Origin of the sequence: Aliidongia sp. (assembly GCF_035943795.1) — a bacterium.
Classification (GTDB): domain Bacteria; phylum Pseudomonadota; class Alphaproteobacteria; order ATCC43930; family CGMCC-115725; genus Aliidongia.
This window is the reverse complement of sequence record NZ_DASZBY010000063.1, coordinates 1-25,986: the sequence shown is the minus strand read 5'-3', so window position 1 is coordinate 25,986 and position 25,986 is coordinate 1. Positions and strand designations below refer to the sequence as shown.

The 25,986-nt window shown below is 67.9% G+C and carries 29 protein-coding genes and 3 tRNA genes; 15 read left to right on the top strand and 17 right to left on the bottom strand.

Annotated elements, in window-relative coordinates; all coding sequences use genetic code 11:
• Window positions 1-89: 89 nt before the first annotated feature.
• From gcvA to VGV37_RS10820, 5 genes are all read left to right on the top strand, one after another.
• A complete protein-coding gene (gene gcvA / locus VGV37_RS10840; protein ID WP_326879677.1) occupies window positions 90-1,004 on the top strand; it encodes a transcriptional regulator GcvA in 915 nt (304 codons plus the stop codon).
• Window positions 1,005-1,071: 67 nt separating this feature from the next.
• Window positions 1,072-1,551, top strand: coding sequence for a RidA family protein (locus tag VGV37_RS10835; RefSeq protein WP_326879676.1), 480 nt, complete (start codon window positions 1,072-1,074; stop codon window positions 1,549-1,551).
• On the top strand, window positions 1,548-2,711 hold the full coding sequence (locus VGV37_RS10830) for an aminotransferase class V-fold PLP-dependent enzyme (RefSeq protein ID WP_326879675.1): 1,164 nt from the start codon (window positions 1,548-1,550) through the stop codon (window positions 2,709-2,711). The genes VGV37_RS10835 and VGV37_RS10830 overlap by 4 nt, the downstream gene beginning before the upstream one ends.
• Before the next feature lie 80 nt (window positions 2,712-2,791).
• A tRNA-Met gene (locus tag VGV37_RS10825) sits at window positions 2,792-2,868 on the top strand.
• 212 nt (window positions 2,869-3,080) lie between these two features.
• The gene (locus VGV37_RS10820) at window positions 3,081-3,749 is read left to right on the top strand and encodes a PEP-CTERM sorting domain-containing protein (RefSeq protein ID WP_326879674.1); all 669 of its coding nucleotides are present in this window, start codon (window positions 3,081-3,083) and stop codon (window positions 3,747-3,749) included.
• Between the two features lie 48 nt (window positions 3,750-3,797).
• On the opposite strand, the gene VGV37_RS10815 is transcribed toward VGV37_RS10820, so the two are convergent.
• Genes VGV37_RS10815 through VGV37_RS10800 form a run of 4 tightly spaced genes read right to left on the bottom strand, consistent with a single transcriptional unit; the run spans window position 3,798 to window position 7,140 of the window.
• Entirely contained in the window at window positions 3,798-4,493 is a 696-nt protein-coding gene (locus tag VGV37_RS10815; RefSeq protein ID WP_326879673.1) for a glutathione S-transferase family protein, read from the bottom strand.
• 15 nt (window positions 4,494-4,508) lie between these two features.
• Window positions 4,509-5,117: a TetR/AcrR family transcriptional regulator gene (locus VGV37_RS10810; RefSeq protein WP_326879672.1), complete on the bottom strand. Its 609-nt coding sequence runs from the start codon at window positions 5,115-5,117 to the stop codon at window positions 4,509-4,511.
• A 9-nt stretch (window positions 5,118-5,126) separates the two neighbouring features.
• Window positions 5,127-6,215 carry an enolase C-terminal domain-like protein gene (locus tag VGV37_RS10805; protein WP_326879671.1) on the bottom strand — a complete coding sequence of 363 codons (1,089 nt, stop codon included), beginning with the start codon at window positions 6,213-6,215 and terminating at the stop codon, window positions 5,127-5,129.
• A 4-nt stretch (window positions 6,216-6,219) separates the two neighbouring features.
• Complete coding sequence (locus VGV37_RS10800) at window positions 6,220-7,140, bottom strand: 2-dehydropantoate 2-reductase (RefSeq protein ID WP_326879670.1); 921 nt, start codon at window positions 7,138-7,140, stop codon at window positions 6,220-6,222.
• A gap of 211 nt (window positions 7,141-7,351) precedes the next feature.
• Here VGV37_RS10800 and VGV37_RS10795 point away from each other — a divergent pair, with 211 nt between their 5' ends.
• Together VGV37_RS10795 and VGV37_RS10790 are read left to right on the top strand one after the other, a co-directional pair.
• Window positions 7,352-7,828 carry an RNA-binding protein gene (locus tag VGV37_RS10795; protein WP_326879685.1) on the top strand — a complete coding sequence of 159 codons (477 nt, stop codon included), beginning with the start codon at window positions 7,352-7,354 and terminating at the stop codon, window positions 7,826-7,828.
• 100 nt (window positions 7,829-7,928) lie between these two features.
• Window positions 7,929-8,102 carry a hypothetical protein gene (locus VGV37_RS10790; RefSeq protein ID WP_326879669.1) on the top strand — a complete coding sequence of 58 codons (174 nt, stop codon included), beginning with the start codon at window positions 7,929-7,931 and terminating at the stop codon, window positions 8,100-8,102.
• A gap of 18 nt (window positions 8,103-8,120) precedes the next feature.
• On the opposite strand, the gene VGV37_RS10785 is transcribed toward VGV37_RS10790, so the two are convergent.
• On the bottom strand, window positions 8,121-8,438 hold the full coding sequence (locus tag VGV37_RS10785; protein ID WP_326879668.1) for a flagellar basal body rod C-terminal domain-containing protein: 318 nt from the start codon (window positions 8,436-8,438) through the stop codon (window positions 8,121-8,123).
• A 134-nt stretch (window positions 8,439-8,572) separates the two neighbouring features.
• Here VGV37_RS10785 and VGV37_RS10780 point away from each other — a divergent pair, with 134 nt between their 5' ends.
• The 4 genes from VGV37_RS10780 to VGV37_RS10765 all read left to right on the top strand — a co-directional run bounded on the left by VGV37_RS10780 (window position 8,573) and on the right by VGV37_RS10765 (window position 11,733).
• A complete protein-coding gene (locus VGV37_RS10780) occupies window positions 8,573-9,292 on the top strand; it encodes a 2OG-Fe dioxygenase family protein (RefSeq protein WP_326879667.1) in 720 nt (239 codons plus the stop codon).
• Between the two features lie 68 nt (window positions 9,293-9,360).
• Window positions 9,361-10,902, top strand: coding sequence for a Do family serine endopeptidase (locus tag VGV37_RS10775; RefSeq protein WP_326879666.1), 1,542 nt, complete (start codon window positions 9,361-9,363; stop codon window positions 10,900-10,902).
• 88 nt (window positions 10,903-10,990) lie between these two features.
• Window positions 10,991-11,449, top strand: a complete 459-nt coding sequence (locus VGV37_RS10770) for a PA2169 family four-helix-bundle protein (RefSeq protein ID WP_326879665.1) — start codon at window positions 10,991-10,993, stop codon at window positions 11,447-11,449.
• Window positions 11,450-11,469: 20 nt separating this feature from the next.
• Window positions 11,470-11,733: a hypothetical protein gene (locus VGV37_RS10765; protein ID WP_326879664.1), complete on the top strand. Its 264-nt coding sequence runs from the start codon at window positions 11,470-11,472 to the stop codon at window positions 11,731-11,733.
• A gap of 1 nt (window position 11,734) precedes the next feature.
• On the opposite strand, the gene VGV37_RS10760 is transcribed toward VGV37_RS10765, so the two are convergent.
• From VGV37_RS10760 to VGV37_RS10715, 10 genes are all read right to left on the bottom strand, one after another.
• Complete coding sequence (locus tag VGV37_RS10760; protein ID WP_326879663.1) at window positions 11,735-13,180, bottom strand: efflux transporter outer membrane subunit; 1,446 nt, start codon at window positions 13,178-13,180, stop codon at window positions 11,735-11,737.
• The gene (locus VGV37_RS10755; RefSeq protein WP_326879662.1) at window positions 13,180-14,100 is read right to left on the bottom strand and encodes an HlyD family secretion protein; all 921 of its coding nucleotides are present in this window, start codon (window positions 14,098-14,100) and stop codon (window positions 13,180-13,182) included. The genes VGV37_RS10760 and VGV37_RS10755 overlap by 1 nt, the downstream gene beginning before the upstream one ends.
• Window positions 14,101-14,123: 23 nt before the next feature.
• Complete coding sequence (locus VGV37_RS10750; protein WP_326879661.1) at window positions 14,124-14,315, bottom strand: DUF1656 domain-containing protein; 192 nt, start codon at window positions 14,313-14,315, stop codon at window positions 14,124-14,126.
• On the bottom strand, window positions 14,312-16,390 hold the full coding sequence (locus VGV37_RS10745) for an FUSC family protein (protein ID WP_326879660.1): 2,079 nt from the start codon (window positions 16,388-16,390) through the stop codon (window positions 14,312-14,314). Before VGV37_RS10745 ends, VGV37_RS10750 begins: the two co-directional genes overlap by 4 nt.
• On the bottom strand, window positions 16,380-16,835 hold the full coding sequence (locus VGV37_RS10740; RefSeq protein ID WP_326879659.1) for a MarR family winged helix-turn-helix transcriptional regulator: 456 nt from the start codon (window positions 16,833-16,835) through the stop codon (window positions 16,380-16,382). Before VGV37_RS10740 ends, VGV37_RS10745 begins: the two co-directional genes overlap by 11 nt.
• A 116-nt stretch (window positions 16,836-16,951) precedes the next feature.
• Window positions 16,952-17,812, bottom strand: a complete 861-nt coding sequence (locus VGV37_RS10735; protein ID WP_326879658.1) for an ABC transporter permease — start codon at window positions 17,810-17,812, stop codon at window positions 16,952-16,954.
• Window positions 17,802-18,587, bottom strand: a complete 786-nt coding sequence (locus tag VGV37_RS10730) for an ABC transporter ATP-binding protein (RefSeq protein ID WP_326879657.1) — start codon at window positions 18,585-18,587, stop codon at window positions 17,802-17,804. Before VGV37_RS10730 ends, VGV37_RS10735 begins: the two co-directional genes overlap by 11 nt.
• 5 nt (window positions 18,588-18,592) lie before the next feature.
• Window positions 18,593-19,606: an ABC transporter substrate-binding protein gene (locus tag VGV37_RS10725; protein WP_326879656.1), complete on the bottom strand. Its 1,014-nt coding sequence runs from the start codon at window positions 19,604-19,606 to the stop codon at window positions 18,593-18,595.
• Window positions 19,607-19,776: 170 nt separating this feature from the next.
• Window positions 19,777-20,079: a hypothetical protein gene (locus tag VGV37_RS10720; RefSeq protein ID WP_326879655.1), complete on the bottom strand. Its 303-nt coding sequence runs from the start codon at window positions 20,077-20,079 to the stop codon at window positions 19,777-19,779.
• 185 nt (window positions 20,080-20,264) lie between these two features.
• Window positions 20,265-21,662: a M20/M25/M40 family metallo-hydrolase gene (locus VGV37_RS10715; RefSeq protein WP_326879654.1), complete on the bottom strand. Its 1,398-nt coding sequence runs from the start codon at window positions 21,660-21,662 to the stop codon at window positions 20,265-20,267.
• Window positions 21,663-21,901: 239 nt separating this feature from the next.
• Here VGV37_RS10715 and ettA point away from each other — a divergent pair, with 239 nt between their 5' ends.
• Window positions 21,902-23,581, top strand: a complete 1,680-nt coding sequence (gene ettA, locus VGV37_RS10710; RefSeq protein ID WP_326879653.1) for an energy-dependent translational throttle protein EttA — start codon at window positions 21,902-21,904, stop codon at window positions 23,579-23,581.
• A gap of 57 nt (window positions 23,582-23,638) precedes the next feature.
• Here the strand turns inward: ettA and VGV37_RS10705 are convergent, their stop codons facing one another.
• Both VGV37_RS10705 and rlmB read right to left on the bottom strand, forming a co-directional pair.
• A complete protein-coding gene (locus VGV37_RS10705; RefSeq protein WP_326879652.1) occupies window positions 23,639-24,337 on the bottom strand; it encodes a DUF1194 domain-containing protein in 699 nt (232 codons plus the stop codon).
• A gap of 30 nt (window positions 24,338-24,367) precedes the next feature.
• Window positions 24,368-25,390 carry a 23S rRNA (guanosine(2251)-2'-O)-methyltransferase RlmB gene (rlmB, locus tag VGV37_RS10700; protein WP_326879651.1) on the bottom strand — a complete coding sequence of 341 codons (1,023 nt, stop codon included), beginning with the start codon at window positions 25,388-25,390 and terminating at the stop codon, window positions 24,368-24,370.
• Between the two features lie 172 nt (window positions 25,391-25,562).
• Here rlmB and VGV37_RS10695 point away from each other — a divergent pair.
• The 3 genes from VGV37_RS10695 to VGV37_RS10685 form a co-directional block, all read left to right on the top strand.
• Window positions 25,563-25,648 (top strand) — tRNA-Tyr (locus VGV37_RS10695).
• Window positions 25,649-25,684: 36 nt separating this feature from the next.
• A tRNA-Gly gene (locus VGV37_RS10690) sits at window positions 25,685-25,758 on the top strand.
• A gap of 69 nt (window positions 25,759-25,827) precedes the next feature.
• Window positions 25,828-25,986: GTP-binding protein (locus VGV37_RS10685; protein WP_326879684.1), on the top strand; the 159-nt coding region annotated here is incomplete at its 3' end.

Below are 25,986 nucleotides of genomic sequence, written 5' to 3'. Positions count from 1 at the left end.
GGACCCTAGACGATCCGTCCCGGCCAAGGCTAGCGACCATCGACGGTGGCGGGTAAGCTCCGGGCACCTGCTTTCGAACCAGAGGCTCCATGTCCCGACGCCTGCCGCCGCTCGCCGCCCTCCGCGCCTTCGAAGCGGCCGGACGGCTCATGAGCTTCAGCAAGGCCGGCGAGGAGCTGCTGGTCAGCCAGAGCGCCGTCAGCCACCATATCCACACGCTGGAAGCCAGCCTGGGCGTGCCGTTGTTTGTGCGGCAGGTCCGGGCGGTCAGCCTGACGCCGGAAGGTGCGCGCTATCTGGCGACGGTGCGCCAGGCGTTCGACCTGCTGGTCGAGGGCACCGACGCGGTCGCCGCCGCGACCAAGGCGACCGTGCGGGTCAGCCTGCTCGCCTCGTTCGCGACCCATTGGCTGGTGCCGCGCCTCGGCCGGTTCCGGGCGCGCCACCCCGGTATCGACCTGGCACTCGACCCGTCGGTCGGCCTCGTCGATCTGGAGGCGAGCGGCGCCGACCTGGCAATCCGCTACGGGCAGGGAAATTGGCCGGGCGCCGCGGCGAGCAAGCTGATGGACGAGCGGATTTCGCCCGTGGTCAGCCCGGCGCTGCTCGCCCGCGGCCCGGCGATTGCCGTGCCGGGCGACCTGCTGGGCCACGAGATCCTGTTCTCCTATTCGCGCAGCCTGTTCGAATGGGATAGCTGGGGCAAGGCGGCCGGGCTCGATCTGGCGACGGCACGGCGCAGCCTGCTCCATGACTACAACATCGTTCTGCAGGCGGCGCTCGACGGCCAGGGCGTGGCGATGGGCCGGCGGCGGCTGATCGGCGACAAGCTGGCGACCGGCCTGCTGGTCCAGCCGCTGTCGATCACCGTCCATGCGGGCATCGCCTGGTGGTTGGTGCTGCCGCGGCGCAAACCTTCGCGCGCCGCCGCCGCGTTCCTCGACTGGCTGGTCGATGAAGCGGCCATGGATGAGTTTGACTCATCCGTCGAGGTGCTGCTTTGAATTGGTCGGCCGGTCGGGATCGCCCTAGCATTCCCGCTCTTTCAAAAGATTGGGCGGAGTTTCCGACATGACCGATACCATTGCCGACCGGCTGCAGCGCCTGGGCCATCGCCTGCCCGACGCGTCGGGTCCCGCCGCCAATTACGTGCCGGTGGCGCGCGTCGGGGCGCTCGCCTTCATTTCCGGGCAGATCTCGCCGTTTGCCGACGGCGACGTCCCGTCCGCGCGCGTCGGGGCGGAACTCTCGGTCGAGCAGGGGCAGGCGGCCGCGGCATCGGCGGCGCTCTCGCTGCTGGCCCAGATCGATCGCCTAGTCGACGGCGATCCTTCGCGCGTCCGCCGGATCGCGCGGCTGGGCGTGTTCGTCGCGGCGACGCCGGACTTCACCCAGCATTCGATCGTCGGCAATGGCGCGTCGGATCTGGTGGTTGCGGTCCTCGGCGAGGCCGGCCGCCATGCCCGCACCGCGGTCGGCGTTGCTTCCCTGCCGCGCGGTGCGGCGGTCGAGGTCGACGCGATCGTCGAACTGCACGAGGCGGCATCGTGACCATCGACGTCGCGCGGCTCCGGGCCGGGACGCCCGGGACCGACCGGGTGCTGCACCTGAACCATGCCGGCAGTTCGCTCATGGCGGCGGCCACGCTGCAGGCGATCGAGGCCCAACTCCGGCGCGAGGCCGAGGGCGGCTCGATGGAGGCCGGCGGCGCCGTCGCCGCCCAGGTCGAGCAGGCACGGGCCGACATCGCGACCCTGCTCGGCGCCGATCCCGACGAAATCGCCTTCACCGGCGGCGTGTCCGACGGCTGGGGCCGGGCTTTTGCCGCCCTGCGCCTGCGCCCCGGCGACAAGGTGCTGGTCGGCCGGACGGAATGGGGTGGCAATCTCGCATGCCTGGAGCGGGCCGGGTTGGTGGTCGAGGCCGTGCCCGCCGACGAACACGGGCAGATCTCGCTGGAGGCGCTCGCCCGGAAGCTCGACGGACAGGTGCGCCTCGTCGCCCTCACCTGGGCGCCGGCCAACGGCGGGCTGATCCAGCCGGCTGCGGCGGTCGGCCGGCTCGTGCGCGCGGCTGGCGTGCCCTATTTCATCGATGCGGCCCAGGTCGTCGGCCAGATGCCGGTGGATGTGCGGGAGGTCGGCTGCGACGTGCTGGCGGCGCCGGCCCGCAAGCATCTGCGCGGACCGCGCGGCGTCGGACTGCTCTACGTCCGCCGCGATTTCGCCGACCGGCTCGACCCTGCCTTCGTCGACACCCATTCGGCGCCGATCGGGCCTGATGGCGCCGTCCTGCGGGCAGGTGCCCGCCGCCTCGAATCCGCCGAAAGCGCCCCCGCGCTGCGTCTGGGACTGGGCGTCGCGGTACGGCAGGCGCTCGATCTGGGCCTGGATCGCATCCGCGCGACCATCGTCCAGCGCGCCGACGGCCTGCGGGCCCGGCTCGCTGCGGTGCCGGGCGTGCGGCTCCAGGACCTGGGCGTCGAGCGTTCGGGTCTGGTCGCCTTCACGCTCGACGGCCGATCCGGTGCCGAGGTCCAGGCAACCCTGGCCACGCAGGGCATCAATCTGGGGTTCAACGGCCGTGCCTATACGCCGCTCGACATGGACGCGCGCGGCCTGACGGAGGTCCTGCGCGCCTCGGTCAGCTATCTCACGACCGAGGCGGAACTGGACCGGTTCGTGGCGGCATTGACGGCCCTCGGCGCCTGAAGGCCGCCATGCGCCGTGCCCGAGCGCCGGGGGCTTGCCTTTTCCCCCGGGGCTCGCGCAAACTCCGCGCCCCAAGACGGGGGCCCGTAGTTCAGTTGGTTAGAACGCGCCGCTCATAACGGTGTTGTCGTCGGTTCGAGTCCGGCCGGGCCTACCACTCTTTTCAGTCGCTTGGGTTTTGATGTCCGGCCCGTTTGTTTTCCGGCAATCGTCTTCGATCGGCGTACGGGCTCGCCCCGCCATCTTGTGAGTTGGCGACGGACCCCTGTATCGTGGCCATCCAAGCGAGCATTGCGACTCCCGAGGGAAGCTCGAATTCCTTGTGTCCGATCGACGGATACGGACGGGTCCTCCATCAGGGAGCAACTCATGCGCAAATCGATGATCGCCATCGCGACCTTGGCCGGCTGGCTTCTGGCCCACACGCCGGCCCACGCCGCCTATATCGTCGACACCGGCGCCAATCCGTCCGGCGAGCCCTGGGACTTCGCCGACTTTCAGTATTTCGCCGGTGAATTCACGATCGGCCAGAGCGACGTCGTGACGGGCGTCCAGGCCTATCTGGGCGACCAATCCGGGCACAGCGGTTTCGTGACGGCCGAGATCCTGTCCGACGCCGGTGGCGAGCCTGGCAGCATCCTCTATTCCGACACGTTCATCCTGCCGTTGCAGAGCGCGCTCAACTGGTACGGCGTTTCCGGCCTCGACTGGGGTCTGATGGCTGGAAGCTATTGGCTGACCTTCGTTCCCGACGCCAACATCTTCGGCACCTGGCCGGATGGCGTGCCGGATCCCATGGAAAAATACGCATCGAAAGTCAACGGACTGCCGTGGGCCTCGGGTCGCGAGGTCGGGGAGCGGATCGCCGGCGCCCCGCTGGCCGTCCCGGAGCCGGGGTCTATCGCGCTGCTGGCGGCAGGGCTCATGGGGCTATTCGTTCTACGGTCTCGGCGGCACTGCTCACCCGAGCCCGCCGATGCGCCGGATCCGTGTTCACCAGGCTTGCGCCGCGCCGGCCTGCCGAAACCGTCCTGTTGATGGGCGGCAACGGCAAGGCCGGCCTGGCGACGTAGCGAGGCGGCCGCCCTATGCGGGATAGTTCGACGGGAACATGGCGCGGCGGGCGTCCTCGTCCATTTCCTGTTTGAATGTGTGCCCGGCCCCGACGGCGCGCGCGCGGGCGACGGCCGGGCGCGTGTTGATCGTGCCGAACCAGCGCTTCAGGTCCGGGAAGGCCCCGAGCGGATCGCCATCGCCCGGCAGCGCTATGGCGGCGCGGTCGAGCCAGCCCCAGGCCGCCATGTCGACGATGGAATAGTCCGTGCCGACGATGGTCTCGCGCCCGGCCAGGTGCCGGTCGAGTACCTGGTAATGGCGTTCCACCTCCCGCCGGTACCGGTTGATGGCGTAGGACAGGGGCTCGGGCGCCGCGCGCTGGAAATGCACGGCCTGGCCCGAATAGGGGCCGATGCCGCTGGCGACGAACATGAGCCACGATAGCAGCTCACCCCGGTCGGCGGCGGATCCGACGAACCGGCCGGTCTTGTCGCCCAGATAGAGCAGGATGGCGTTCGAGTCGAACACGCGCGTCTCGCCGCCGGCACCCTCGGTATCGACGATGGCCGGCAGCTTGCCGTTCGGGTTCACCGCCCGAAAGGCCGCGGCATGCTGCTCGCCCTTGCGCGTGTCGACCGGCACGACCTCGTAGGGCAGGCCGGCCTCCTCGAGGAACAGCGCGACCTTCAGCGGATTGGGCGTCGGATGGAAATAGAAGCGGATCATGGGTCCTCGTCTCGGTTAGGGTGGATCAGGGCAGGCGGGCCTCGTCGCACCCAGGACCGACAGGGCGGTCGTGACCACCCGATCGAGCCGTTGGCGGGACGGTGTGGTCTTGGCGAGCACGTTCAGGCCTTGTACCACGCAGACCAGGAAGGCTGCGGTGTCGGGCGACGTGTCCGGCGCGATCTCGCCGGCTTGCCGTGCCCGGGCGATGGCGCCGCAGAAGGCGGTTTCGAGCCGGGCCAGATGCAGGTCGATCTTCGCCTTGATCTCCGGGTCGCGCCGGGCCAGCTCGACGATGGTGTTGGTGATGAGGCAGCCCCATTGGCGCCGGCCGGTGAGGATGCCGTCGACGAGGTTGCGGAAATACCGGTGCAGTGCGGCCAGTCCGGAGGGACCGCGACCGAGCGTTTCGACGGCCTCGGTCGAAACGGTCGCCATATAACGGTCGACCGCCCGAAGGAACAGCCGGCGCTTGTCGCCATAGGTGCCGTAGAGGCTGCCGGGAAACAGCCCCATGGCCTTGCACAGCGCCTGCATGGCGCTGCCGTCGAAGCCGTTCTCCCAGAAAGCGTCGACCGCGCAATCCAGCCTTTGTTCGGGGTCGAACTGCTTGGCCTGTCCCATCGGGCGTCCTCAATCCAGTCGGAACCTGGCGACGGCCGCGTCGTCCCAGCGCAGGCCGTTGCCCGGGCCGGGCGGTACGATCGCCATGCCGTCGACGATCTTCAGCGGCGCCCGCAGGATCGGTTCGGCCCAGTCGACATATTCCAGCCAATGGCGCGTCGGCGTCGCGGCCAGCAGGTGGGCGCTCACCTCGGGGAACAGATGCGACGACACTTCCCGGCCATAGGCGGCGGCCAGGCCGGCGGCATGGCGCCAGCCGGTCACGCCGCCGATGCGGTCCAGGTCGAGCATGACATAGTCCGATGCGGCGGCGGCGAGTGCCGCGGCCATCGGCGGCAGGCCTGCGAAATTCTCGCCGAGCTGGATCGGCGTGGCGGCCGCCTCCGCCAGCAAGGCCATGTGCCGGTAGTCGTCGTGGCGGATCGGCTCTTCAATCCAATAGACGCCTTCGCAGTCGAGGGTCAGGCAATAGCGCATCGCGTCTGCATAGGTCAGGGCCTGGTTGAAATCGACCATCAGGTGGACCCGGTCCGGCAACCGGCGGCGAACCGCGCGGACCGCCGCCAGGTCATGGGCGAAATCGGCGCGGCCCAGCCGCAGCTTGACGCCGAGGAAGCCTCGGTCGAGCAGCGCCTCCGCCTCGTCCGCCGCCGCTTCGGGCGCCATCAGGCCGAGGCCGTTGCTGTTGTAGGCCGGGATCGGCTGCGGCTCGGCGCCGAGGAAACTCGCGAGCGGCAGGCCGGCGGCGATCGCCAGCGCGTCCCAGGCGGCCGTATCGATGGCGGACGCGGCCATGGCGAGCGGGCCGACCAGGCCGGGAAGGCGGAAATGCCGGGCGATCCGTTTCGACAGGTCGAGCGGCGCCAGCGGCAGACCGGCGAGGGCCGCGTCCAGCTCGGCCACGACCGGCAGCAGCGACCGGGCGATCGAGGGCAGATAGCAGAAGGCATAGCCCCGCCCGATCACGCCCTGGTCGGTCTCCAGGTCGACCAGCAGCAGCGAGGCGGTATCGATCTTCTGTGCGCTGGTGCCGAGCGGGCGGGCCATCGGCACGGCGACGGCCGTGGCCTTGAGCGAGCGCAGGGTCGGGTTGGCCACGACCTCAGCCCCGTCCGAGCGTGCGCGGTTCGAGCGCGTCCGCAATCGTCCGGTTGGCCGGCGTCGGAATACCGAGCGCTGCACCCATCTCGACCACGCCGCCGCTGAGCCAGGGCAATTCCAGCCGGTTGCCCCGTGCCAGATCGGTTTGCATGGAGGAGGTCATGCCGGCCGGCAGCGTGTCGCAGAACGCGAGCCGGCTGTCGGCATAGTCCGCCGGCAGGGCCACGCCCTTCGCCTGGCCGATGGCGACGACCTCCTGCATCGCCGCCAGCAGCAAGGCCCGCTTTTCGGCATCTTCGCGGATCGGCCCGATCGGCTGGCCGAACAGCGCGGTCGTGCCGGACAATCCCACGAGGAAGACGAATTTTTCCCAGATCAGCCGTTCGATGTCGCGGCTCAGTTCCACGTCGATGCCCGCCCGGGTGCAGGCCGCAAGGAACGCCTCGCTCCGCGTTGACGGGGCATTGCCGTATTCGCCGAACACGAGGCGCTGCATGGTGCCGCTCTGGGCGACGACGCCCGGCTCCGCGATCGCGGCGGCGATGTAGCAGACGCCACCCAGGACGGCCTCGGCCGGCAGGCTCCGGCGCAGGATCTCGTCCTTCTGCACGCCGTTCTGCAGCGACAGGATAGCGGCACCCTGCGCGGCGACCGACACCAGGCTGTGCGCCACCTCTTCGGTGTCCCACAGCTTGACGCCGACGATGACCAGGTCGACCGGCCCGGCCTCGTCGATCGTCTCGACCGCCTTGGCCGGCATGATCAGGGCATCGCCGCGCGGACTGACGAGGCGCAACCCATGCTGCCGGATCGCCGCCAGATGGGCGCCGCGCGCGATGAAGGTGACCTCGCTGCCGGCAGCGGCCAGGCGACCGCCGAAATAGCCGCCGACACCGCCCGATCCCAGAATGGCGATTCTCATCCCCGGCCCTTTCGTCTTTTTTGAACGATCATTCAATATCGCACCATAGATGCCGCCCGGTTTGGCGGTCAATCAAGGGCGTGATGACGATTTGTTGATCGAATAATTGCCATGGCAATGCCGACGGCGAGCGGCGCGTTCGCCTGGGGGATCTGTATCCCGCGAGCCACGCTGGGCCGCTACCCGCATCTTCCTCTTTCGATTTGCTGCGATGCAGCATAAACTACGATCAAATCCCGTTCTCGAAAGTCGGCTCATGCGCCCGGTACCATTCAAAGGCAACCTGATCGTCACCAATCTGCCCGACGACATGACCGCGCCGAAGCTCGCGGACCTGTTCGAGGAATATGGCATCGTGATCGGTGCCGAGATCCGGCAGATCCCTGCCAATGCCGGTCCGGCGACGATCGGCGTCGTGGCGCTGGCGCCGGATGGTGCCGTCGAGAAGGCGATCAGTGCCATCGACAAGACGATGGTGGGCACCCGCAAGATCAAGGTCGGCCGGGCGAAGCCGCAGGCGCCCAAGCCGAAGGTTGCCAAGGCCGCACCTCGGCCGGTTGCGGCGCCGATCCCTACGCCGCGGCCGTACGTGGCCGAGACGTTGGATGGCAAAATGGCCGCGCCCACGACAAAAACCGCACGCGCGGTCGTGATCGAGTACAAAAATCGTCGGATTGTTCGTCCATAAGGACTATATGCGGGGCGGCCGATCCGCGACGGCAGTTCCTGACGGAGCGGTATCCAGCCCCGACGCCCTTGTTTTTGATTTTCGAGACGGTCCAGCCTGCATGAGCGAAGACATCGAATTGTTGAAGGCCGCACGCTCCCTCATCGAACAGTTCGGCAAGAAGGCCGCCGATCAGGCGCGCAAGCGCGCCGAGAACAGCAGCCTCGGCGGCAGCATGTCCGCTGCCCATCAGTGGGAACTGGTTGCGAAGAAGATCGAGGCAATGGCCCGCTAGGTCCGCCGATCGACCGGGTCAGGTGACGATGTCGATCGTATCCTTGGCGAGTTTGTCGACCGTTTTCAGGACCTTGGCGTTTGCCTCGTAGCTGATTTTGGCGGTCGCGACATCGATGAGATTGGTCGAGAGATCTCCGCCGGCGCCCTGGAGCGCCTGCTGAACCTGTCCTGCTGCCGTGCCGAATTGGCCGCCGGTCAGGGGCGGCGCGGTCACGGATCCCGACGGAGCGGCGCCTGTGCTCGCGATGTTGGACGCCGCGGTCGCGATCCTGTTCTGCGCCTGCTCGATCCCGGTCAACGCGTTGGACGCGGCACCTGCCAGCGAATCCACCATCGTCGCGTATCCTTCCAAAGTTCTGTCGAGGGCATCATACGCCCGTGGCGCGATTCAGGGTGGCGAAAATCTCTTGACGGGATTGCGGCAGGATTCGGCCAGGCTTGTTTCCGATAAGCGATACTGGAGGCAGCATGGACGAGCTTCTTCAACCGGTCGGCGTCGGGCTGAAAGAGCGCGGCTTCGCGTTCGTCGAAGCCCCGACGATGGCGGCGATCCTGCAGCGGACCGGCCTCACCGACTGGGCGGCGTTCGCCGACAGCTGGAACGACCTGGGACTCGATACCTACATGGCCGACGGCGGCCGCTATCGCCGCCGCCGCCATGCCGCTTTCGCCATGTCGGATGTCGGCGTCATCCGCAAACCGCATCAGCCGCACTATCAGAGCCGGGACTATAATTCGCTGAACGGCGGGCTCGAGCGCTGGTTCGAGCCGATCCGGCCCGATGTGGCCGACCATCCGGCGATGAATTCGATTCTCACCTCGTGCTTCGCGCTATTCGATGGGCTGACGCCGCGCGAAACCAAGCCGGCAGCCTGGCATGTCGAGGTCCATCAATTCCGCATCGAGGCCCGGTCCGGCGTGGAGGGCCGCCCGACGCCGGAGGGGTTGCATCGGGACGGCGTCGATTGGGTGCTGGTCCTGCTGGTCGCGCGGGACAATATCGCCAGCGGCATGACGACCATCCACGACATGGATCGTCGGCCGCTCGGCAGCTTCACCCTGACCCAGCCGCTCGATTCCGCCCTGGTCGACGATGGGCGGGTCTATCACGGCGTGACGCCGGTCGAACCGCTCGATCCGGAGCGGCCGGCCTATAGGGACGTGCTGGTGGTGACGTTCCGGCGTTGACGGGCCGTTGCGTGCGGCGCGAGCCTGACCGAAGATGCGGGCCCGCGTCCCAACCATCCGGTGTCGAATTGCCGCTGCGTCCTTTCGTCGATCCGTCCCGTCGTCTCGCGCTGTTTCCAATCGTCGCGGTACTGCTGCTGGCGGCCTCATCTGCCGGGGCCGATACGGCCGCCGATGCGGCCAAGAAGGGAGCGCTCGCGGCACCGATTCCCCTGCCGACCCTGTCGCCGCTGGTGAAGCGGGTGATGCCTTCGGTCGTCAATATCGTCGCCGAAATCCCGCCGGATGCGGTGAGCGACGGCGGCGAGACTGCCGGGCGTTCGAGCGGGACGCCGTTCGATGATTTCATGCGGCGCTATTTCGAGCAGCATGGCCTGCCGACTCCGCCGCCGCCGGCGAAGGATCCGGCCGGCAGCAAGGGCGTGTCGCTCGGCTCCGGCTTCATCATCGATCCGGCCGGCTACATCGTGACCAACAACCATGTGGTCACGATGGCGAGCAAGATTACCGTGGTGTTCCAGGACAATTCCAAGCATCCGGCGACCGTGGTCGGCACTGATCCGAAGACCGACCTGGCCGTGCTCAAGATCGCGGCCAAGGCCAAGCTGCCGGCGCTGCAATGGGGCGATAGCGACAAGGTCGAGGTCGGCGACTGGGTGATGACCGTCGGCAACCCGTTCGGCCTGGGCGGCACCGTCACGACCGGCATCGTGTCGGCATTGGGGCGCGACATCCAGCAGGGACCGTTCGACGATTTCCTGCAGATCGACGCGCCGATCAACCGCGGCAGCTCCGGCGGCCCGACCTTCGATACGTCGGGACGAGTCGTCGGCATCAATACCGCGATTTATTCGCCGTCCGGCGGCAGCGTCGGCATCGGCTTCGCCATCCCGTCGAGCATCGGCCGGCTGGTCGTGAAGCATCTGCAGGAAGAGGGCCACGCCAACCATGGCTATCTGGGCATCAGCGTCCAGGTGGTGGGACCCGAACTCGCCGGCGCCCTGCGCATGGATCCGGTCAATCCCCAGGGGCTGATCGTAGTCGAGATCGCAGCGGACAGCCCGGCCGAGCAGGCGGGCCTGAAGGTCGGCGACGTCATCAAGACCGCCAACGGCCACCCGACCCAGGCAGTGCATGACGTTTCGCGCCTGGTCGGCACGGCGCGGGTCGGCGACAAGCTGGCGCTGGTCGTCGATCGCGACGGCACTCAGGTCAAGATCGACGCGACGATCGCCAAGGCCTTGCGCGCCGATCCCAACGCACCCATCGCGGACCAGGCGCCGACGAGCGGCGCGACCCAGGCCAACAGCGCCCGGGGACTGTGGTTCGCTGCCCTGACCTCCGAACTGCGCCAGGAAGACAACCTGTCGCCCACCGCGACCGGCGTGGTGATCGGCGGCATCGCCGAGGACAGTCCGGCGGCCGCGATCGGCCTGGTGCCGGGCGACGTGGTCCTGTCGATCGACCGCCTGCCGATCGCCGGACCGGAAGATGCCGCCGGCAAGCTGCGGCTGGCGTCGGCAACCGGCGACGTGCTGCTGCTGATCAATCGCCACGGCAATCCGACGTTTACCGCGCTGCCGGCGGAGGCCGGCGCGTCGAAGCCCTAGGCGCTCGCTGCAACCATCATCTGGCTCGGCGGGTTGTAACCGGACGCTTCAACGTCGAAGCGATCCGACGCAAGACAGGAGATGCCCGATGGCAACCTCGACCGACCATGACATCACGATTTTGAACGGCCTGATCGAGACGACGCTCGACAGCGCCCATGGCTATGACGAAGCGGCCAAGGATGCGCGCAATCCCCAATTCAAGACGCTGTTCGGCAAGCGGGCGATCGAGCGCAAGCAGGTGACGGCGGAATTGCAGGGCGAAGTGCGCCGGCTCGGCGTGACGCCGGAACAGGATGGCACCATCCTCGGCAAGGCCCATCGGGTGTTCCTCAACCTCAAGACCGCGGTCGGCGGCAGCGATCAGGGCGTGGTCAACGAGGTCGAGGCCGGCGAGGATCACATCAAGGCCAAGTACGAGAAGGCGCTGGCCGACACCGATCTTTCGGCACCGGTCCGCGACTTGATCCTGCGCGCCTACCGCTCGGTCAAGTCCGGCCATGACGAGATGCGCGCGCTGAAGCACGCGCTGGAGCGGGCATCCTAGGACCGCGGGTGAGGGCGGCCGTGACGGCCGCCCGGCATTTCCTGGCGCTCGCCGGCATCGGGATGGCCCTTGCCGGCTGCCACGAGACCGTCGGCGAGCGCGAGGAGAGCCTGGGTCCGGGCCTGCATCGGGTAACCGTCGACCTGCAGGGCGACGGGCCCGCCGAAGCGCGGCTGAACAAGAACGCCCAGGCGCTCTGCCCCGCCGGCTTCCGGGTCCAGGGTGACGAAACCGTGCCGCCGGACAGCCCGACCTATCGCGTCTGGCTGGTTCGCTGCAAGTAGGCTATTCCGCCGGCCTCGCATCCTCGAACTCGACACCCTGCCAGCCGCCGCCCAGCGCCTTGAACAGGGCGATGACGTTCTGGACCCGGACGAGGCGGCTCTGTGCCTCCAGATCCTCGGCGGCAAAGGCGGCGCGCTCGCTGTCCAGTACCTTGAGGAAGTCGGTAAGGCCGGCGCCGTAGAGCTTGGTGGCGCGATCGAGCGCCAGGTCGCTGTCCGCGGCCGCCTCTTTCAGCGTGCCGTTGCGCTCGGTCTCGGTCTGATAGGTGACCAGCGCGTCCTCGACGTCGCGGAACGCGCCGCGCACCGTTTGCTCGTAGGCCAGGCGCGCCTGCTCGGCCACAGCCTTGGCATTCTCGATCCGAGCGTCGGTCTTGCCGCCGTCATAGACCAGCGTGCCGGCAGCCAGCCCGATCGACCAGTCCAGGCTTTTCGCCAGGAACAGGCTGCCGATCGTGGCCGAGGTCGGATCGATCGTCAGCGGGATCGAGAAATGCGGGAACAGGTCGGCCGTCGCGACGCCGATCCGTGCCGTGGCCGCGGCATAGCGCCGTTCGGCGCGCCGGACGTCCGGCCGGTTCGTCAGCGTCTCCGATGGCAGCGATACGGGCAGGCTGGCCGGCACCATCATCAGCGGCGCGGGCTTCGAGAGCTCCACCTCCAGATCGCCCGGGAAGCCGCCGACCAGCACCGCGATCGCATGGCTGAGGCGGGCGACCGAGGCTTTGAGCGCCGGCGGCGCGGAGCGGACGTTATTCCATTGCGCGCGGGCCTGGGCGACTTCGAGGTCCGTGCCGAGGCCACGCTGAAATTCCTGCTGGGTCAGGTCGAACGCCCGCCGGGACGCCTCGATGTTGCGCACCGCGATCGACAGGCGCAACTGGCTAGCGCGCAGGCTGGCATAGTCGCTGGCCAATTCGGCCAACAGGCTGACCAGGATGGTGCGCCGATCCTCGATCGCGGCGCCGATGTCGGCGTCGGCCGCCTCCTCGGCGCGGCGGGTTCCGCCGAACACGTCGATCTCCCAGGACGCATCGAAGCCCAGCTCCCAGGTCCGGTACTGGCCGATGCCCGGCGGATAATCCGCGGTGGTGCTGGAATTGGACTGCAGGCGCGCGGCCTTGGCGGTCACCTGCGGATAATCGACCGAGGCGGCGATGGCGCGGCCGGCACGGGCCTGGATCAGCCGCTGGCGTGCGATCTTGAGGTCGTCGTTGCCGGCGATCGCCTGGGCGACCAGCCGATCGAGCAGCGGGTCCTGGAACGATGCCCACCAGGCGCGCAGGCGCTCGGTCGCCGCTGCCTGGTCGGCCGGGCTCGGCTGCTGCTCGGTCCAGGCCGACGGCACCGCCAGTCCGTCCGGCTTGTAGTCCGGCCCGACCGTGCAGGCGGCGGTCCAGCCGGCGAGCAGCAGGGCGCCCAGCCGGCAAAAGGGCGGAGGCACCATCACAGCGCTCCTTCGATCCATTGCCTGAGGCGGGCGACTGGTCCCGTCGAGGGGGCGGTGTCCTCGCCGACCGAGATCGAACAGGTCGTTCCCGCCGCCAGGATCACGCCATCCGGTACGGTGTCGATATGGATGCGCACCGGAATGCGCTGGGCGAGCCGCACCCAGGTGAAAATCGGGTTCACGTCTTGCAGCCCCAGCGAATCGAGCGTCGTGTTGCGGTCGTTGATGCCGCGCGCGATCGTGTCGATGTGCCCGGTCAGGGTCGGCCGATAGCCCATCAGCTTGATCCGCGCCGGATCGCCCGGGTGAATCTTGCCCAGCTTCGTCTCTTCGAAATAGCCGCTGATCCAGAAGGAATCGGCGTCGATCACCGCGACCTTGGGCTGACCGGCATTAGCATAGTCGCCGACGCGCAGACGCAGGTTGGTGACGTAGCCGTTGACCGGCGAGTGCAGAACCGAGCGTTCCAGGTTGAGCTTGGCGACGTCGAGCGCTGCCTGGGCGGCCTCCAGCTGGGCGCTTGCGACCGTCGCCGTGCTGCGGGTCCGTTCCTGTTCCTCGGCCGACACCACCCCGGTCAGGCCCTGGCGGCGCTTGGCGTCCGACTCGCGCAGTTGCAGCTCCTGCTTGGCGCCGTCGACGGAGGCCTGGGCCGAGGCGATGGCCAGCTTGAAGCGGACCGGATCGACCCGGAACAGCACGTCGCCGCGATGGACCAGCTGGTTGTCCGCGACCGGAACCTCGACCACCGTGCCGGAGACCTCGGGCGCCACGTCGACGACCTCCGCCCGTACCCGACCGTCGCGCGTCCAGGGCGCCAGCATGTAGCGCTGCCAGAGCGCGCCCACCAGCACGACGGCCACTGCCAGCATGGCGAGCGTGATCGCGACGCGCGTGAATTTGACGAGGAAGCGCATGGTGGGAAGCCTTGGTTTAACCGCTACAGCAGAACGAGAAGCGACAGGATCGACAGGTAGAGGGCAGCCTCGAACAGTGCCGGATGCCAAATGGCATGCCAGAATCCCAGGCGCGCCAGGATGACGCGCAGGACGACAAAGATTGGAATGGCGATCATCGCGTAGAGCGCGATCGGCGCCAGATAGACGCCCGCGACGTTGATTTCGGCGATCATGCGGGCTCCGGTTCCGACGGCAGGCTGCCGGTGAAGAAGGCGCGGTGGCGCACCAGCAGCAGCTCGATCTCGTGGAACGCGCCTGCCGCGCGCAGCAGCCCGGTCCGTTCGGCATCGCCGGTCTCGGTGCCGGCGGCATCCAGCAGCCGCAGGGCCGCGGTTTTCGCCGCCTGGGCGGCCATGTCAGGGGCCGCGACCAGGCCGCGGAGCGCCCGCCAGGCGGCATCGACGCTGCGCGCCGGGTCCGCCGGCAGGCTCAGACCGTCGAGCCGCCGGTGCGCCCGCATCATGTCCCGGCCGATATGGATCGCGGCCATGCCACCCTCGACGACGGCGGCCCGATCGGGTGAGGCAGCAAGCCGCGTGCTGAGCCGAGACAGGCGATCATGCATGGTCGTCTCCCACATGGTGAGCGTGGGCGGGCGGCGGGGGCCAGCCAGGTCGCGCAGGTCGCGCAGCACCTCCGCGACCAGGCGCCGGGCCGAGCGGACCGGGTCGGCCGGCCAGAAGGTGCGAAACACCAGCACGCCGCACAGCGACCCCAGTATGAAGGCGATGTCCGTATTGAGCGCGGCCGCGATGTCATACGTCATGGGGTTGCGCAGGTTGGTAAAGGTCGTAAAGAAGATCAGGAACGCGGTCGCCGATCCGGCGTGCTTCGGTATCGTGGTGTAGAGGCAGGCGACGACGAGGAACGGCGCGACCATGAGCACGAGCAACGGGAAGCCATCGACGCGCGCCAGCAGGAAAAACTGACAGACGAAGGCGCAGACCGCGGCGAGCGCAATGCCGCGGGTGAAGGCGAGGCTGGCCTTTTCCGGATGCTCGGTGCTGCCCAGCAGCGCGCAGACCGGCAGCAGCGCCGCCAGCATCTGCGATCCGGCCGACCAGGCCGTCGCGATCCAGAACGCACCCGCAAGCATGGTCGCGATCGCGGCGCGCAGCCCGTTGATGGTCGCGGCATGGGAGTCGCGATGGTAGGACACCGGCGTGATCCTGCGCCCGGTCCGACCCTGCTCGATGCCGATCAGGTGGTCCCGGGCAAAGGCCAACTGCTCCAGGATATCCTCGAGCCGGGCCGCCAGTGCCAGCAGGTCGAGGGTTTCGGGCGCGGTCGCGACCGTCAGCTGGACCGAGAGTGCCGCCGCCGCTTCACGCGCGGCCGCCAGGGACTGGACCGTGGCCGGCGACAGGAAGACCGCCGTTCCGCACAAGGTGCGCAGCAGGTCGCGGACCATGTCGCGCAACGGCGTGATCGCGAGCGCGACGGCGCCGTCGGGTGGCAGCGACGCCAGCGCATCACGCACGCTCGACGCCAGGGTCACGATGTTGACCAGCACCGAGACGAACAGCCGGACGGCCGGCGCCTGCTGGGCCGTTTCCGCCGATTCGTTGGCGGCGGCGAGCACGAGCGGGTCGAGCGCGATCAACCGATCGGCGACCGCGCGCCGGCGCTGCGGCAGGCCGGGCTCGAGGTCGAGCGCCTGCGCCGCGAATTCGGCCGTGGCCGCGAGCGCACCTTCCAGTGCCGGGCGAAGCCGTCGATGGCCGACCTGCAGCACCAGCAGGCTCTTGATCAGGGCGGTGCACAGGATGCCGACGGTCACGACGGCGATGCGGCCGGTCGCCAGGTAGAAGATCTGATCCGGATTGTCCGCCGCCGGCAAGGCCACGAGGCTGATGGTGTAGCCCGCCAGCACGGCGGCGTAGGCCCGGAAATGGCGCAGCAGCGACGAGACGTAGGTGCAGAGGCCGAGCCAGATCGCCAGCGCCACGATGAAGGCGGCCGGGCTCTGGGCGAAACAGGCGATCAGCAGGATCGAGACCAGCACGCCGACGGCAGTGCCGACCAGGCGCCAGATACCCTTGGACAGGACCATGCCGGGCAGGGGGCTCGACACGATCAGCACCGTGACGGCCGCCGATCCCGGGCTGTCGAGTTCCAGCGCGCAGGAGACGTAGAACGCCAGCATCGCGGCGGCCGCCGTGCTGAGCGCGTGGTACCAGGACTTGCCGGGAAAGCTGGGCAACCAGGCCAACAAGGGACGCAAGCCGATGGCCACGTCAGCGGCCATGGCCCAGCCCCGGGGCCTGGAGGGCGGAGCCGAGCTGGCCGAACAGCCTTTGCAACGCGGCCAGGTCTGCCGTCTCCGCATCCTGGAACAGACGGTCGGCGACCCGCTCCGTCACGGCGAGTACTTTCGCGAAGGTCTGTCGGCCGGCCTCGGTCATGGTCAGGACCTTCGCGCGTCGATCGCCCTGATCCTCGCTGCGGGCGATCAGCCCGTCGCGCTCCAGATTGTCGAGCAGGCGAACCAGGGAGGGGCCTTGGATGCCCATGGCGTCGGCCAGTTCGGTCTGCCGGATGCCGTCACCCAACCGGCCCAGGTGGAACAGCGGGCGCCAGGTCGCGTCGGTCAGTCCGTAGCCGGCCAACTCGTCGTCGAGAACCCGGCGCCAGCGCCGGCCCAGTTGGACCAGCTCGACGCCGATCTGCCATTTGGGCCAGGGTTCCGCCACAGGGTCACTCCAATCTGAGCCGGCAGGGGCGCCGACGGGGGGACTATAGAATAATTCTGATCCTATCTATTCATAGCCTATCTACTATGCAGACCCGCACATTCGAGGGAACGACGTCAGATCCCGACACCCCAGCGCTGGATCGTCACGCGTTCGATCAGCCGGAAGATCAGCCCCTCGATCAGCAGTCCGATCGCGATCACGACCAATAGTCCGGCGAAAACGCTGGCGATGTCGAGTTGATTGCGATTCTCGTAGATGAACCAGCCGATGCCGCCGGAGCGCGACGACACGCCGAACACCAACTCGGCAGCGATCAGCGTCCGCCAGGCGAAGGCCCAGCCGATTTTGAGGCCGGACAGGATCGCCGGGAAGGCGGCGGGCACCAGGATCAGCGCCACATGCCGCCAGCCGCGGATGCCCAGGTTCCAGCCGACCATCCGCAGGGTCTGGTTGACCGCGCCGAAGCCGGCATAGGCGTTGAGGCTGACCGACCAGAGCACCGAATGGACGATGACGAAGATCAGGCTCGGTGCGCCCAGGCCGAACCACAGCAAGGCCAGCGGCAGCAGGGCCACGGCCGGCAGGGGATTGAACATGGCGGTCAGGGTCGAGAGCGCCGCGCGCCCGACCAGGCTCGACATCGCGATCGTGGTGAACAGTGCGGCCGCCACGAGGCCGATCGCGTAGCCGGCGACCAGGATGCGCAGGCTGGCGAGGATGCGCATCGGCAGCACGCCGCTGACCGTCGCATCCCACAGGGCCGACAGGGTTTCGCCCAGGGTCGGGAACAGCAGGTCGTTGCCGATCCAGCGACCATAACCCTCCCAGGCGACGGCGAGCACGACGAGGACGATCAGACGCCAGAAGCCGAGGCTGGTCCGCAGCCGCTCGATCGGTCCGAGCGGAGTCGCCAGGTCGGCGACTTCGGCGAGGACGGTACTCGGGATCTCCCGTTCGGGCCGATCACCCGCCATGGGAAATCTCCGCCACGGAGGCGTCGGTTGCCATGATCAGGGTTTCGATGCGCTGTTTCAGCCGCTCCCTGGCCGCCGGTGCCGCGTCGGGCGGGACGCCGTTGAATTCGGCGCGCACCTGGCCGGGATGGGCGCTCAGCACCAGGATCCGGGTGCCGATCAGCAGCGCCTCCTCGACCGAATGGGTAACGAACAAGACGGTCAAGGCCATGTCGAGGCTGAGGCCCAGCAACTCGCGCTGCATGGTGGCGCGGGTGAGCGCGTCGAGGGCGGCGAATGGCTCGTCCATCAGCAGCATGGCCGGGCGCAGCGCCAGCGCGCGGGCGAGCGCGGCGCGCTGCTTCATGCCGCCGGACAGTGTGTGCGGATAGGCCTCGGCGAATTTGGCGAGGCCGACCCGGCCGATCATCTCGGTGGCCCGCACCTCGGCCTCCTGGCGCGGCAGGCCGGCGGCCCGGCGCAGCGCCGAGACGACGTTGCCGGCGACCGTCTGCCAGGGCAGCAGTTGGTCGAGGTCCTGAAACACCATCATGCGATCGGGACCGGGCCGGCGAACCGGCTCACCGGCAAGCCGGATCGTTCCGGCGCTGGGCAGGGCGAACCCGGCGATCGCTTTCAACAGGCTGGATTTTCCGCAGCCCGATGGACCCAGGATGACGAAGCGATCCCCGCTCAGCACGTCGAAGCTCACGTCATGCACCGCCGTAACCAGGCGGCCGGGCACGCGATATTGCAGCGTCACCGCGTCGACCGACAGAAGCGGGGATCCGATCACGGGGATCAACTGCCCGGGCGGCCGGCGATTTCGGGAAAGAACAGGTCCTGCCATTTCGCAGCCTCGACCTTGACGGCGCCGGTCTTGAACAGGAACCGCGCGGTCTTCAGCGTCTGCAGCGGAGTCGCGGTGAAGTCGTTGGCGGGATCGCGGATGATGCCTTCGACGAAGGCCGGCGTCAGTTTCGAACCTTCGGACTTGATGTAGAGCGCAGCGGCGGCGGTCGGGTCCGCCTTGATCACCGCCATGGCCCGATCGAGGGCGACCAGCAGCGCGCCGTAGCTCTGGGGGTTGGCCGCGTGAAACTTCTCCGGCGCATACAGCACGTTGAAGGTCGCCGGGCCGCCCATCTGGTCGTAGTTGCTCCACACCTTGTGGATCTTGGGATTGGCCAATTCCTGGTCGGAGAATGGCGGGCTGGTGAAATGGGCATCGATCTCGCTGGAGCCGCCGAGCAGGGCGGCTGCGGCATCCGGATGCGCCATGCTGACGGTGATGTCGTCGAGCTTGTTCTGCTGTCCCGGACCGAAGGCCTGCTCGGCCGCCATCTGCAGCATGACGGCCTGGGCGCCGATCTTGACCGCTGGCAGGGCGATACGATCCTTGTCGGTGAAATCGGCCAATGTCCTGATGCGGGGATTGGACGTGGTCAGCAGATTCGGCATGGCGCCCAGCGCCGCGACGCCGGTGATCTTCAGCGAGGCGCGGGTGCGGGCCCAGACGATGATCATCGGCCCGACGCCGGCGGTGGCGACGTCCAGATTGCCCGAGATCAGCGCATCATTCATCGCCGCGGCGCCGCTGAACTGCGCCCAGGTCACGGTCGGGCGGGGCAGCCCGGCCTCGACGACCGCCTGTTCGAGCAGGTGCTGTTCCTTCATGACGATGAGCGGCAGGTAGGAGATGCCGAACTGCTGGGCGATCCGGATCTCCGTCGTCTCGGCCCTGGCCGGGGCGATCGTCGAAACCAGCGAACCGAGGACCAGAAGGGCGGCAATGGCGCGTCGTCGGCTCAACATGGGGTCCCTTCATCGATCGAGGTCGCGGCCCCGTGATAGATCGCCGGTCCGGTCAGCATAAAGCGGGAACGGGGCTTTTGGAATTTCCCGATGTCGACGGGGTGGCGGTCCTGCGCGCAACAAAAAAGGGGTGCCCCTCACGGGACACCCCTTGCTTGGAACAGGACCGGTTAGTTGGTCGAGGTCGCGGTCGACGTGCCGGTCGAGGATCCGCTCGGCGTGCCATTGTCGCCGCCATTCGATGCGGCTGCAGCGGCGACGGCGGCGACGACGATCACGCCGGCACCGATGGCGGCCAGGGTGCCGACCGAGAGACCGGCGACACCGGCGGAGCCCGAGGCACCGGCCGCAGCCGGGGCCGGCGCGGCGGTCGTCGTGGTCGTGGACTGGCTGGTCGTCTGAGCGAGGGCGATGCCGGTGGTCGAAACGAGCATCGAACCCACGACGAGGGCGGTCAAAATCTTGTTGCGCATTCGAAACTCCTGTCTTGATAGATCGACTGGTCGACAGGCGTAGCGATGCCGGTAGAGCTCAGCCCTGTCGTTCAACGTCAAAATAGACGAGGTCGATCCCGTTCACCAGCCCCGAATTTCACTTTCCGGGGTGATTTTTCCAATGTTCGCCGAAGATTGTGGCTTTCATGCTGCAGTGCGCTCGGTCAGTTCGATCCGAGTGCGGCCATCCGCGCCAGGATCGCGGCATGGGAGAGAATGCCGTTCTTCAGGCAGCGCAGCTCGAATTTCTCGTTCGGGGAGTGGATCCGATCATCCTCCAGCCCGAAACCGAGCAGGATCGATTCGAGGCCCAGATGCTCCTGCATCCAGCCCACCACGGGGATCGAGCCGCCGACACCGACCAGGACCGGGTCGCGGCCGTAGATTTCCTTCAAGCCGGCCTTGGCGGCGCCCATGTGCGGCGAATCGGTCGCCACGCTGATGCCGGGCGACTGGCCGAACAGCTTGATCTCCCATCGGCAATCGGGTGGCGTCCGGGCTTCGAAGAACGACCTGATTCCAGCCACGATCCGTTCGGGATCCTGCGCTGCGACCAGCCGGCAACTGAGCTTGGCCGAAGCCTCCGCGGCGATCACCGTCTTGGCGCCGGCGCCGGTGTAGCCGCCCCAGATGCCGTTCAGATCGCAGGTCGGTCGCGACCAGAGCCGCTCCAGCACATGCCGCCCGCCTTCGCCGCTCGAGGTTTTCAGACCGATCTCGCCCAGGAACCGCCGCTCGTCGAAGCCGAGCGTCTTCCACATCGCGAGGTCGGTTTTCGACGTCTCGACCACGTCGTCGTAGAAGCCCGGGATCTGGACCTGGCCGCGATCGTCGTGCAACTGGCCCAGGATGCGGGTGAGCGCGTTCAGCGGATTGATCGCCGCTCCGCCATACATGCCGGAATGCAAGTCGCGACTGGGGCCCTTCAGCGTGACTTCGACATAGACCATGCCACGCAACATGGTCGTGATCGCCGGGGTGTCGATGTCCCAGCTGTTGGTATCGGTCACGACGGCGACGTCGGCCTTCAGTTCGGCGCGGTGGGCCTTGAGGAAATCCGGCAGCGAGGGGCTGCCCGTCTCTTCCTCGCCCTCGATCAGCACCGTGATCCTGACGGGCAACGTCCCGTGGACCGTGTGCCAGCCGCGGAACGCCTCGAGGAAGGTCATGACCTGCCCCTTGTCGTCGACCGCGCCGCGCGCGACCACCCGCGGGCCGCGTTCCGCCTCGACGATCGTCGGCTCGAACGGGGGATGATCCCAGAGTTCCAGCGGATCGGCCGGCTGCACGTCGTAATGGCCGTAATAGAGCAGGTGCGGCCCGTCGCCGCCCGGGCCCGGGTGATGGGCGATCAGCACCGGGTGGCCCGGCGTGTCGTGCAGGGCCGCCTCGAAGCCGAGCCCGGTCAATTGGTCGACCAGCCATTGACCGGCTCGCCTGACCTCGCCCGCATAGGCCGGATCGGTCGAGATGCTGGGGATGCGCAGGAATTCGAGATAGCGGGTGACCGCCTGGTCGAAATCTTGCTCGAGGTGGCGCAGGACGGAAGTTGCTTCGGACATCGACGGGTCCCGGTCGGTTGCGCGAGAGCGCCACCATGCCGGATCGGCCATCCGGGGAGAAGAGGGAAGGATTGCATATCAAACAATCCGCGATCGGCGCGTCTGCGAATGGCCGCTGCGCGGCGGGCTCGGTTGCACCGGATGCATCGGATGCGCTAGAAACGGCCCGTGCGCGTGGCTTTCGGGGCCGCCGCCCCAAATTCCGTCAAATGACGCCCGTTCGTGAGTTGGAGAGGTCGATGGCCGGCTATCAGTACGTCTATGTGATGAAGGGCTTGAACAAGTCCTATCCGGGCGGCAAGGAAATACTGAAGGACGTCTGGCTGTCGTTCCTGCCGGGCGTGAAGATCGGCGTGCTGGGTCCGAACGGTGCCGGCAAGTCAACCCTGCTCAAGATCATGGCGGGCGTCGACAAGGAGTATAACGGCGAGGCCTGGGCCGCCGATGGCATCAAGATCGGCTATCTGGCGCAGGAGCCGCAGCTCGACCCGACGCTCGACGTCCAGGGCAACGTCATGCTCGGCCTCAAGGAGACCAAGGACCTGCTCGAACGGTTCGAGACGGTCAGCGGCCGCTTTGCCGAAGAGCTGAGCGATGACGAGATGAACGACCTCATCATGGAGCAGGGCGAGCTGCAGGAGAAGATCGACGCGGTCAACGGCTGGGAGTTGGACCGGACCGTCGAGATCGCCATGGACGCGCTCAATTGCCCCCCGGGCGAGGCCACGGTCGACAAGCTGTCGGGCGGCGAGAAGCGCCGGGTGGCGCTGTGCCGCCTGCTGCTCGAGAAGCCCGACATGCTGCTGCTCGACGAACCGACCAACCATCTGGACGCAGCCTCGGTCGCGTGGCTGCAGCGCTATCTCAAGGACTTCGCGGGCACGGTCATCACCGTGACCCATGATCGCTATTTCCTCGACGACGTCGCGACCTGGATCCTCGAAGTCGATCGCGGCCGGACCTTCCCGCACGAGGGCAACTATACCTCGTGGCTCGAGGAGAAGCAGAAGCGGCTCGAGATCGAGAACAAGACCGAGGTGGCGCGCCAGCGCACCATCGCCCGCGAACTGGAATGGGTGCGGGCCAGCCCGCGGGCGCGTCAGGCCAAGTCCAAGGCGCGCATCCAGGCGTTCGACGAATTGGTGGCGAATTCCAAGGAGAAGGCGCCCGACAGCGCGCAGATCGTGCTGCCGCCGGGGCCGCGCCTGGGTGACCTCGTCATCGAGGCCGCCCATGTCAACAAGAGCTTCGGCGACCGCATGCTGATGGAGGACCTGTCGTTCCGGCTGCCGCCGGGCGGCATCGTCGGCGTGATCGGTCCGAACGGCGCCGGCAAGACCACGCTCTTCCGCATGATCACCGGCCAGGACAAGGCAGATTCGGGCGACTTCCGCGTCGGCGATACGGTCAAGCTCGGCTATGTCGACCAGTCGCGCGACACGCTCGATCCCAAGAAGAACGTCTGGGAGGTGGTGTCCGACGGGCTCGACGAGATCGACCTCGGCCGGCGCAAGATGAACAGCCGGTCCTACGTCGCCCTGTTCAACTTCAAGGGCACGGACCAGCAGAAGAAGGTCGGGCAATTGTCGGGCGGCGAGCGCAACCGCGTCCATATCGCCCGCATGCTCAAGACCGGCGCGAACGTCCTGCTGCTCGACGAACCGACCAACGATCTCGACGTCGATACCTTGCGGGCACTGGAAGACGCGCTCGAGGAATATGCCGGCTGCGCCGTGGTCATCACCCATGACCGCTGGTTCCTCGATCGCCTGGCGACCCACATCCTCGCGTTCGAGGGCGATGCCAAGGTCGTCTGGTTCGAGGGCAATTACCAGATGTACGAGGCCGACCGGAAGGCGCGCCTGGGCGTGGCCGCCGACCAGCCGCACCGCTTCCAGTACAAGCCGCTGACGCGCTAACCAAGCGGCAGGAACGAAAAGGACGGATCCTTCGCGGGATCCGTCCTTTTTTATGTCTCAGCCCGGCGGCGGCACGGGCAGCTGCGCCACCGTCACCTCGGTGACCAGCTTGCGGCGCATGGCATCCGCGAAGCTCGCCAGGTCCTGCGCCACCACCACGAAGGCGCCGGGACCGCCGATCAGATAGAGCGTGTAATAGGTTTCGAGCGACGGCTCCTCCGACAGGATCGGCAGGCCGTTGATGGTGATGCCGTGGGCGACCAGCCGGTCGCGCACCTCGTCGATCGGCGGGCCGATGTTGCTCATGCCGTCGCTGGAGACGTCGACCACGCGGCGGGTCGCCGCCCAGGGCGACTCGTCGAACATGTCTTCGGCCGCCAGCAGCGCGTTGGCGATGCCGGTCAGGCCGTCCGAGCTGCGTTGCACTTGGCGCAAGCGCTCGGCGAAGGCCTGGGCGTCGGCGGCTGACGCGATGCGGGTCCAGGGCATGACCGGGATCTGCCGGTCCGGATCGGAAAATTCCACGACGGTGACGGCGACCGCGCCGTTGGGGCCGCTGGCCAGGGCGCGGGCGAAGTCCGGGCTGCCGATCGCTGCAGCCGTGCCGTCGCGCTGCAGCGCATAGCGCCCGGCATCAACGCTCAAGCTGACATCGACCGCGAGGACCAGGGCGGTATCGACCGGCTCGCCGAAGGGCGCAGCGACGGCGAGCGCCGGCGCCAGCAAAGCCATGAACCCGATCAGCCAGCGCGCCATGCCCTCATCCCCTGCTGCGACGCCGGCAGGTCAGCCGGCGCGTACCAGTTCGTAGAGCGCGATTGCGGCAGCATTGGAGACGTTGAGGCTGGCGACCGGACCCTGGGTCGGCAGCCGGGCCATCAGGTCGCACGCCTCGCGGGTCAGGCGCCGCAAGCCGTCGCCCTCCGACCCCAGTACCAGGCAGACCCGTCCGGACAGCTTGTGGCTGGCGAGCGTCGCTTCCGCGTCGCCGGCGAGGCCGACGCTCCAGAAGCCGGCCTTCTTCAGCTGCTCGAGCGCGCGATTCAGATTGACGACGCGCACCAGCGGCACGTGCTCGACCGCGCCCGAGGCGGATTTGGCGAGCGTTCCTGAGATTTCAGGAGCGTTGCGATCGGGCAGGACCACCGCAACCGCTCCGAACGCGGCGGCGGAACGCAAGACCGCGCCGATGTTGTGCGGGTCGGTCACCTGATCCAGCACGACCACGATGGCACGCTCCGCCTCGCCCAGATGGGCGATGACGTCTTCGAGCTGCCAGGGCTTCAGAGTCTTGGCCAGCAGCGCCACGCCCTGGTGCACGGCGCCGGGCGGCAGCAGCTTTGCAATCGAGTCGCGGTTCATGACCTGCGGCTCGACGATGGCCGCTTCGCCCAGCATGCCGGCCAGCTCGGCCGCGGCATCTTCGGTCGCGACCAGGCGGACGAGCTTGCGTTGGGGGTTCTTCAGCGCGGCGGCCACGGCATGGTGGCCCCACAGCCACGGGGCGCCACCGCTGCTGTTCGCGTCGGCCGAGCGGGGCTCGGCGCTGCGCGGGATGGCCGGGCGGGGAGTGGCGGCGGGGCGGGAACGCGACGGCTCGCGCTCGACTGCCGCTGGGCGGACGGCGGCATAAGGCGCCGGCTTTGCCGGCTTGCCGCCGGGGCGCGGCCCGGGTTTGCCGTCGGCGCGCGAGCCCGGCCGCTGCGGCGCCGGGCGGGCGGGGGCGGGGCCGCGTGGCGCGGCGGTCCGTGCAACGCCATCGGGCGATTGCGAGGTCGGGGACGAGGAAGACGGGGGGCGCTTGCGCATGACAGGGTTTCCGGAACGGGTGTTGGGCAAGGCTCTTAGGCGTAAATCCTTGAGCTGCATAGGGGGCTGGCGTCGGACCGGCCCTGCGCAACCCGCTTTCGCCAGTTGACAATGCCTCGGAAATTTACATAGTGCGCTCCTCCGCTGCGCCGGGCGATGGTCGTAGTGCTGTGGAGGGGTGGCCGAGCGGTCAATGGCAGCAGACTGTAAATCTGCCGACGTATGTCTACGTTGGTTCAAATCCAACCCCCTCCACCATACGACCATCGGCGCGGTTGATGGGCGAACGGCTCGGCGGGTGTAGCTCAATGGTAGAGCACCAGCCTTCCAAGCTGGCTACGAGGGTTCGATTCCCTCCACCCGCTCCAGCCGTCGGCCGGCCGTTGATATTGGTTAGTGAATTTTTCCTCTGATCGGGCATGTGAGGCGTCAAAGAAATGGCGAAGGCGAAGTTTGAGCGGAACAAGCCGCATTGCAACATCGGCACCATCGGTCACGTTGACCATGGCAAGACGTCTTTGACGGCTGCGATCACGAAGGTGTTGGCTGAGTCGGGCGGTGCGACGTTCACCGCGTACGACCAGATCGACAAGGCG

What these genes read in the sequence shown, in the direction of transcription:
- VGV37_RS10795 (WP_326879685.1), top strand. Translation starts at nt 7,352, where the DNA reads ATGCAGCATAAACTACGATCAAATCCCGTTCTCGAAAGTCGGCTCATG.
- VGV37_RS10770 (WP_326879665.1), top strand. Translation starts at nt 10,991, where the DNA reads ATGGCAACCTCGACCGACCATGACATCACGATTTTGAACGGCCTGATC.
- VGV37_RS10715 (WP_326879654.1), bottom strand. Translation starts at nt 21,662, where the DNA reads ATGTCCGAAGCAACTTCCGTCCTGCGCCACCTCGAGCAAGATTTCGAC.
- VGV37_RS10760 (WP_326879663.1), bottom strand. Translation starts at nt 13,180, where the DNA reads ATGGTGCCTCCGCCCTTTTGCCGGCTGGGCGCCCTGCTGCTCGCCGGC.
- VGV37_RS10835 (WP_326879676.1), top strand. Translation starts at nt 1,072, where the DNA reads ATGACCGATACCATTGCCGACCGGCTGCAGCGCCTGGGCCATCGCCTG.
- VGV37_RS10750 (WP_326879661.1), bottom strand. Translation starts at nt 14,315, where the DNA reads ATGATCGCCGAAATCAACGTCGCGGGCGTCTATCTGGCGCCGATCGCG.
- gcvA (WP_326879677.1), top strand. Translation starts at nt 90, where the DNA reads ATGTCCCGACGCCTGCCGCCGCTCGCCGCCCTCCGCGCCTTCGAAGCG.
- VGV37_RS10755 (WP_326879662.1), bottom strand. Translation starts at nt 14,100, where the DNA reads ATGCGCTTCCTCGTCAAATTCACGCGCGTCGCGATCACGCTCGCCATG.
- ettA (WP_326879653.1), top strand. Translation starts at nt 21,902, where the DNA reads ATGGCCGGCTATCAGTACGTCTATGTGATGAAGGGCTTGAACAAGTCC.
- VGV37_RS10725 (WP_326879656.1), bottom strand. Translation starts at nt 19,606, where the DNA reads ATGTTGAGCCGACGACGCGCCATTGCCGCCCTTCTGGTCCTCGGTTCG.
- VGV37_RS10705 (WP_326879652.1), bottom strand. Translation starts at nt 24,337, where the DNA reads ATGGCGCGCTGGCTGATCGGGTTCATGGCTTTGCTGGCGCCGGCGCTC.
- VGV37_RS10780 (WP_326879667.1), top strand. Translation starts at nt 8,573, where the DNA reads ATGGACGAGCTTCTTCAACCGGTCGGCGTCGGGCTGAAAGAGCGCGGC.
- VGV37_RS10810 (WP_326879672.1), bottom strand. Translation starts at nt 5,117, where the DNA reads ATGGGACAGGCCAAGCAGTTCGACCCCGAACAAAGGCTGGATTGCGCG.
- VGV37_RS10820 (WP_326879674.1), top strand. Translation starts at nt 3,081, where the DNA reads ATGCGCAAATCGATGATCGCCATCGCGACCTTGGCCGGCTGGCTTCTG.
- VGV37_RS10790 (WP_326879669.1), top strand. Translation starts at nt 7,929, where the DNA reads ATGAGCGAAGACATCGAATTGTTGAAGGCCGCACGCTCCCTCATCGAA.
- VGV37_RS10745 (WP_326879660.1), bottom strand. Translation starts at nt 16,390, where the DNA reads ATGGCCGCTGACGTGGCCATCGGCTTGCGTCCCTTGTTGGCCTGGTTG.
- rlmB (WP_326879651.1), bottom strand. Translation starts at nt 25,390, where the DNA reads ATGCGCAAGCGCCCCCCGTCTTCCTCGTCCCCGACCTCGCAATCGCCC.
- VGV37_RS10800 (WP_326879670.1), bottom strand. Translation starts at nt 7,140, where the DNA reads ATGAGAATCGCCATTCTGGGATCGGGCGGTGTCGGCGGCTATTTCGGC.
- VGV37_RS10815 (WP_326879673.1), bottom strand. Translation starts at nt 4,493, where the DNA reads ATGATCCGCTTCTATTTCCATCCGACGCCCAATCCGCTGAAGGTCGCG.
- VGV37_RS10720 (WP_326879655.1), bottom strand. Translation starts at nt 20,079, where the DNA reads ATGCGCAACAAGATTTTGACCGCCCTCGTCGTGGGTTCGATGCTCGTT.
- VGV37_RS10735 (WP_326879658.1), bottom strand. Translation starts at nt 17,812, where the DNA reads ATGGCGGGTGATCGGCCCGAACGGGAGATCCCGAGTACCGTCCTCGCC.
- VGV37_RS10785 (WP_326879668.1), bottom strand. Translation starts at nt 8,438, where the DNA reads ATGGTGGATTCGCTGGCAGGTGCCGCGTCCAACGCGTTGACCGGGATC.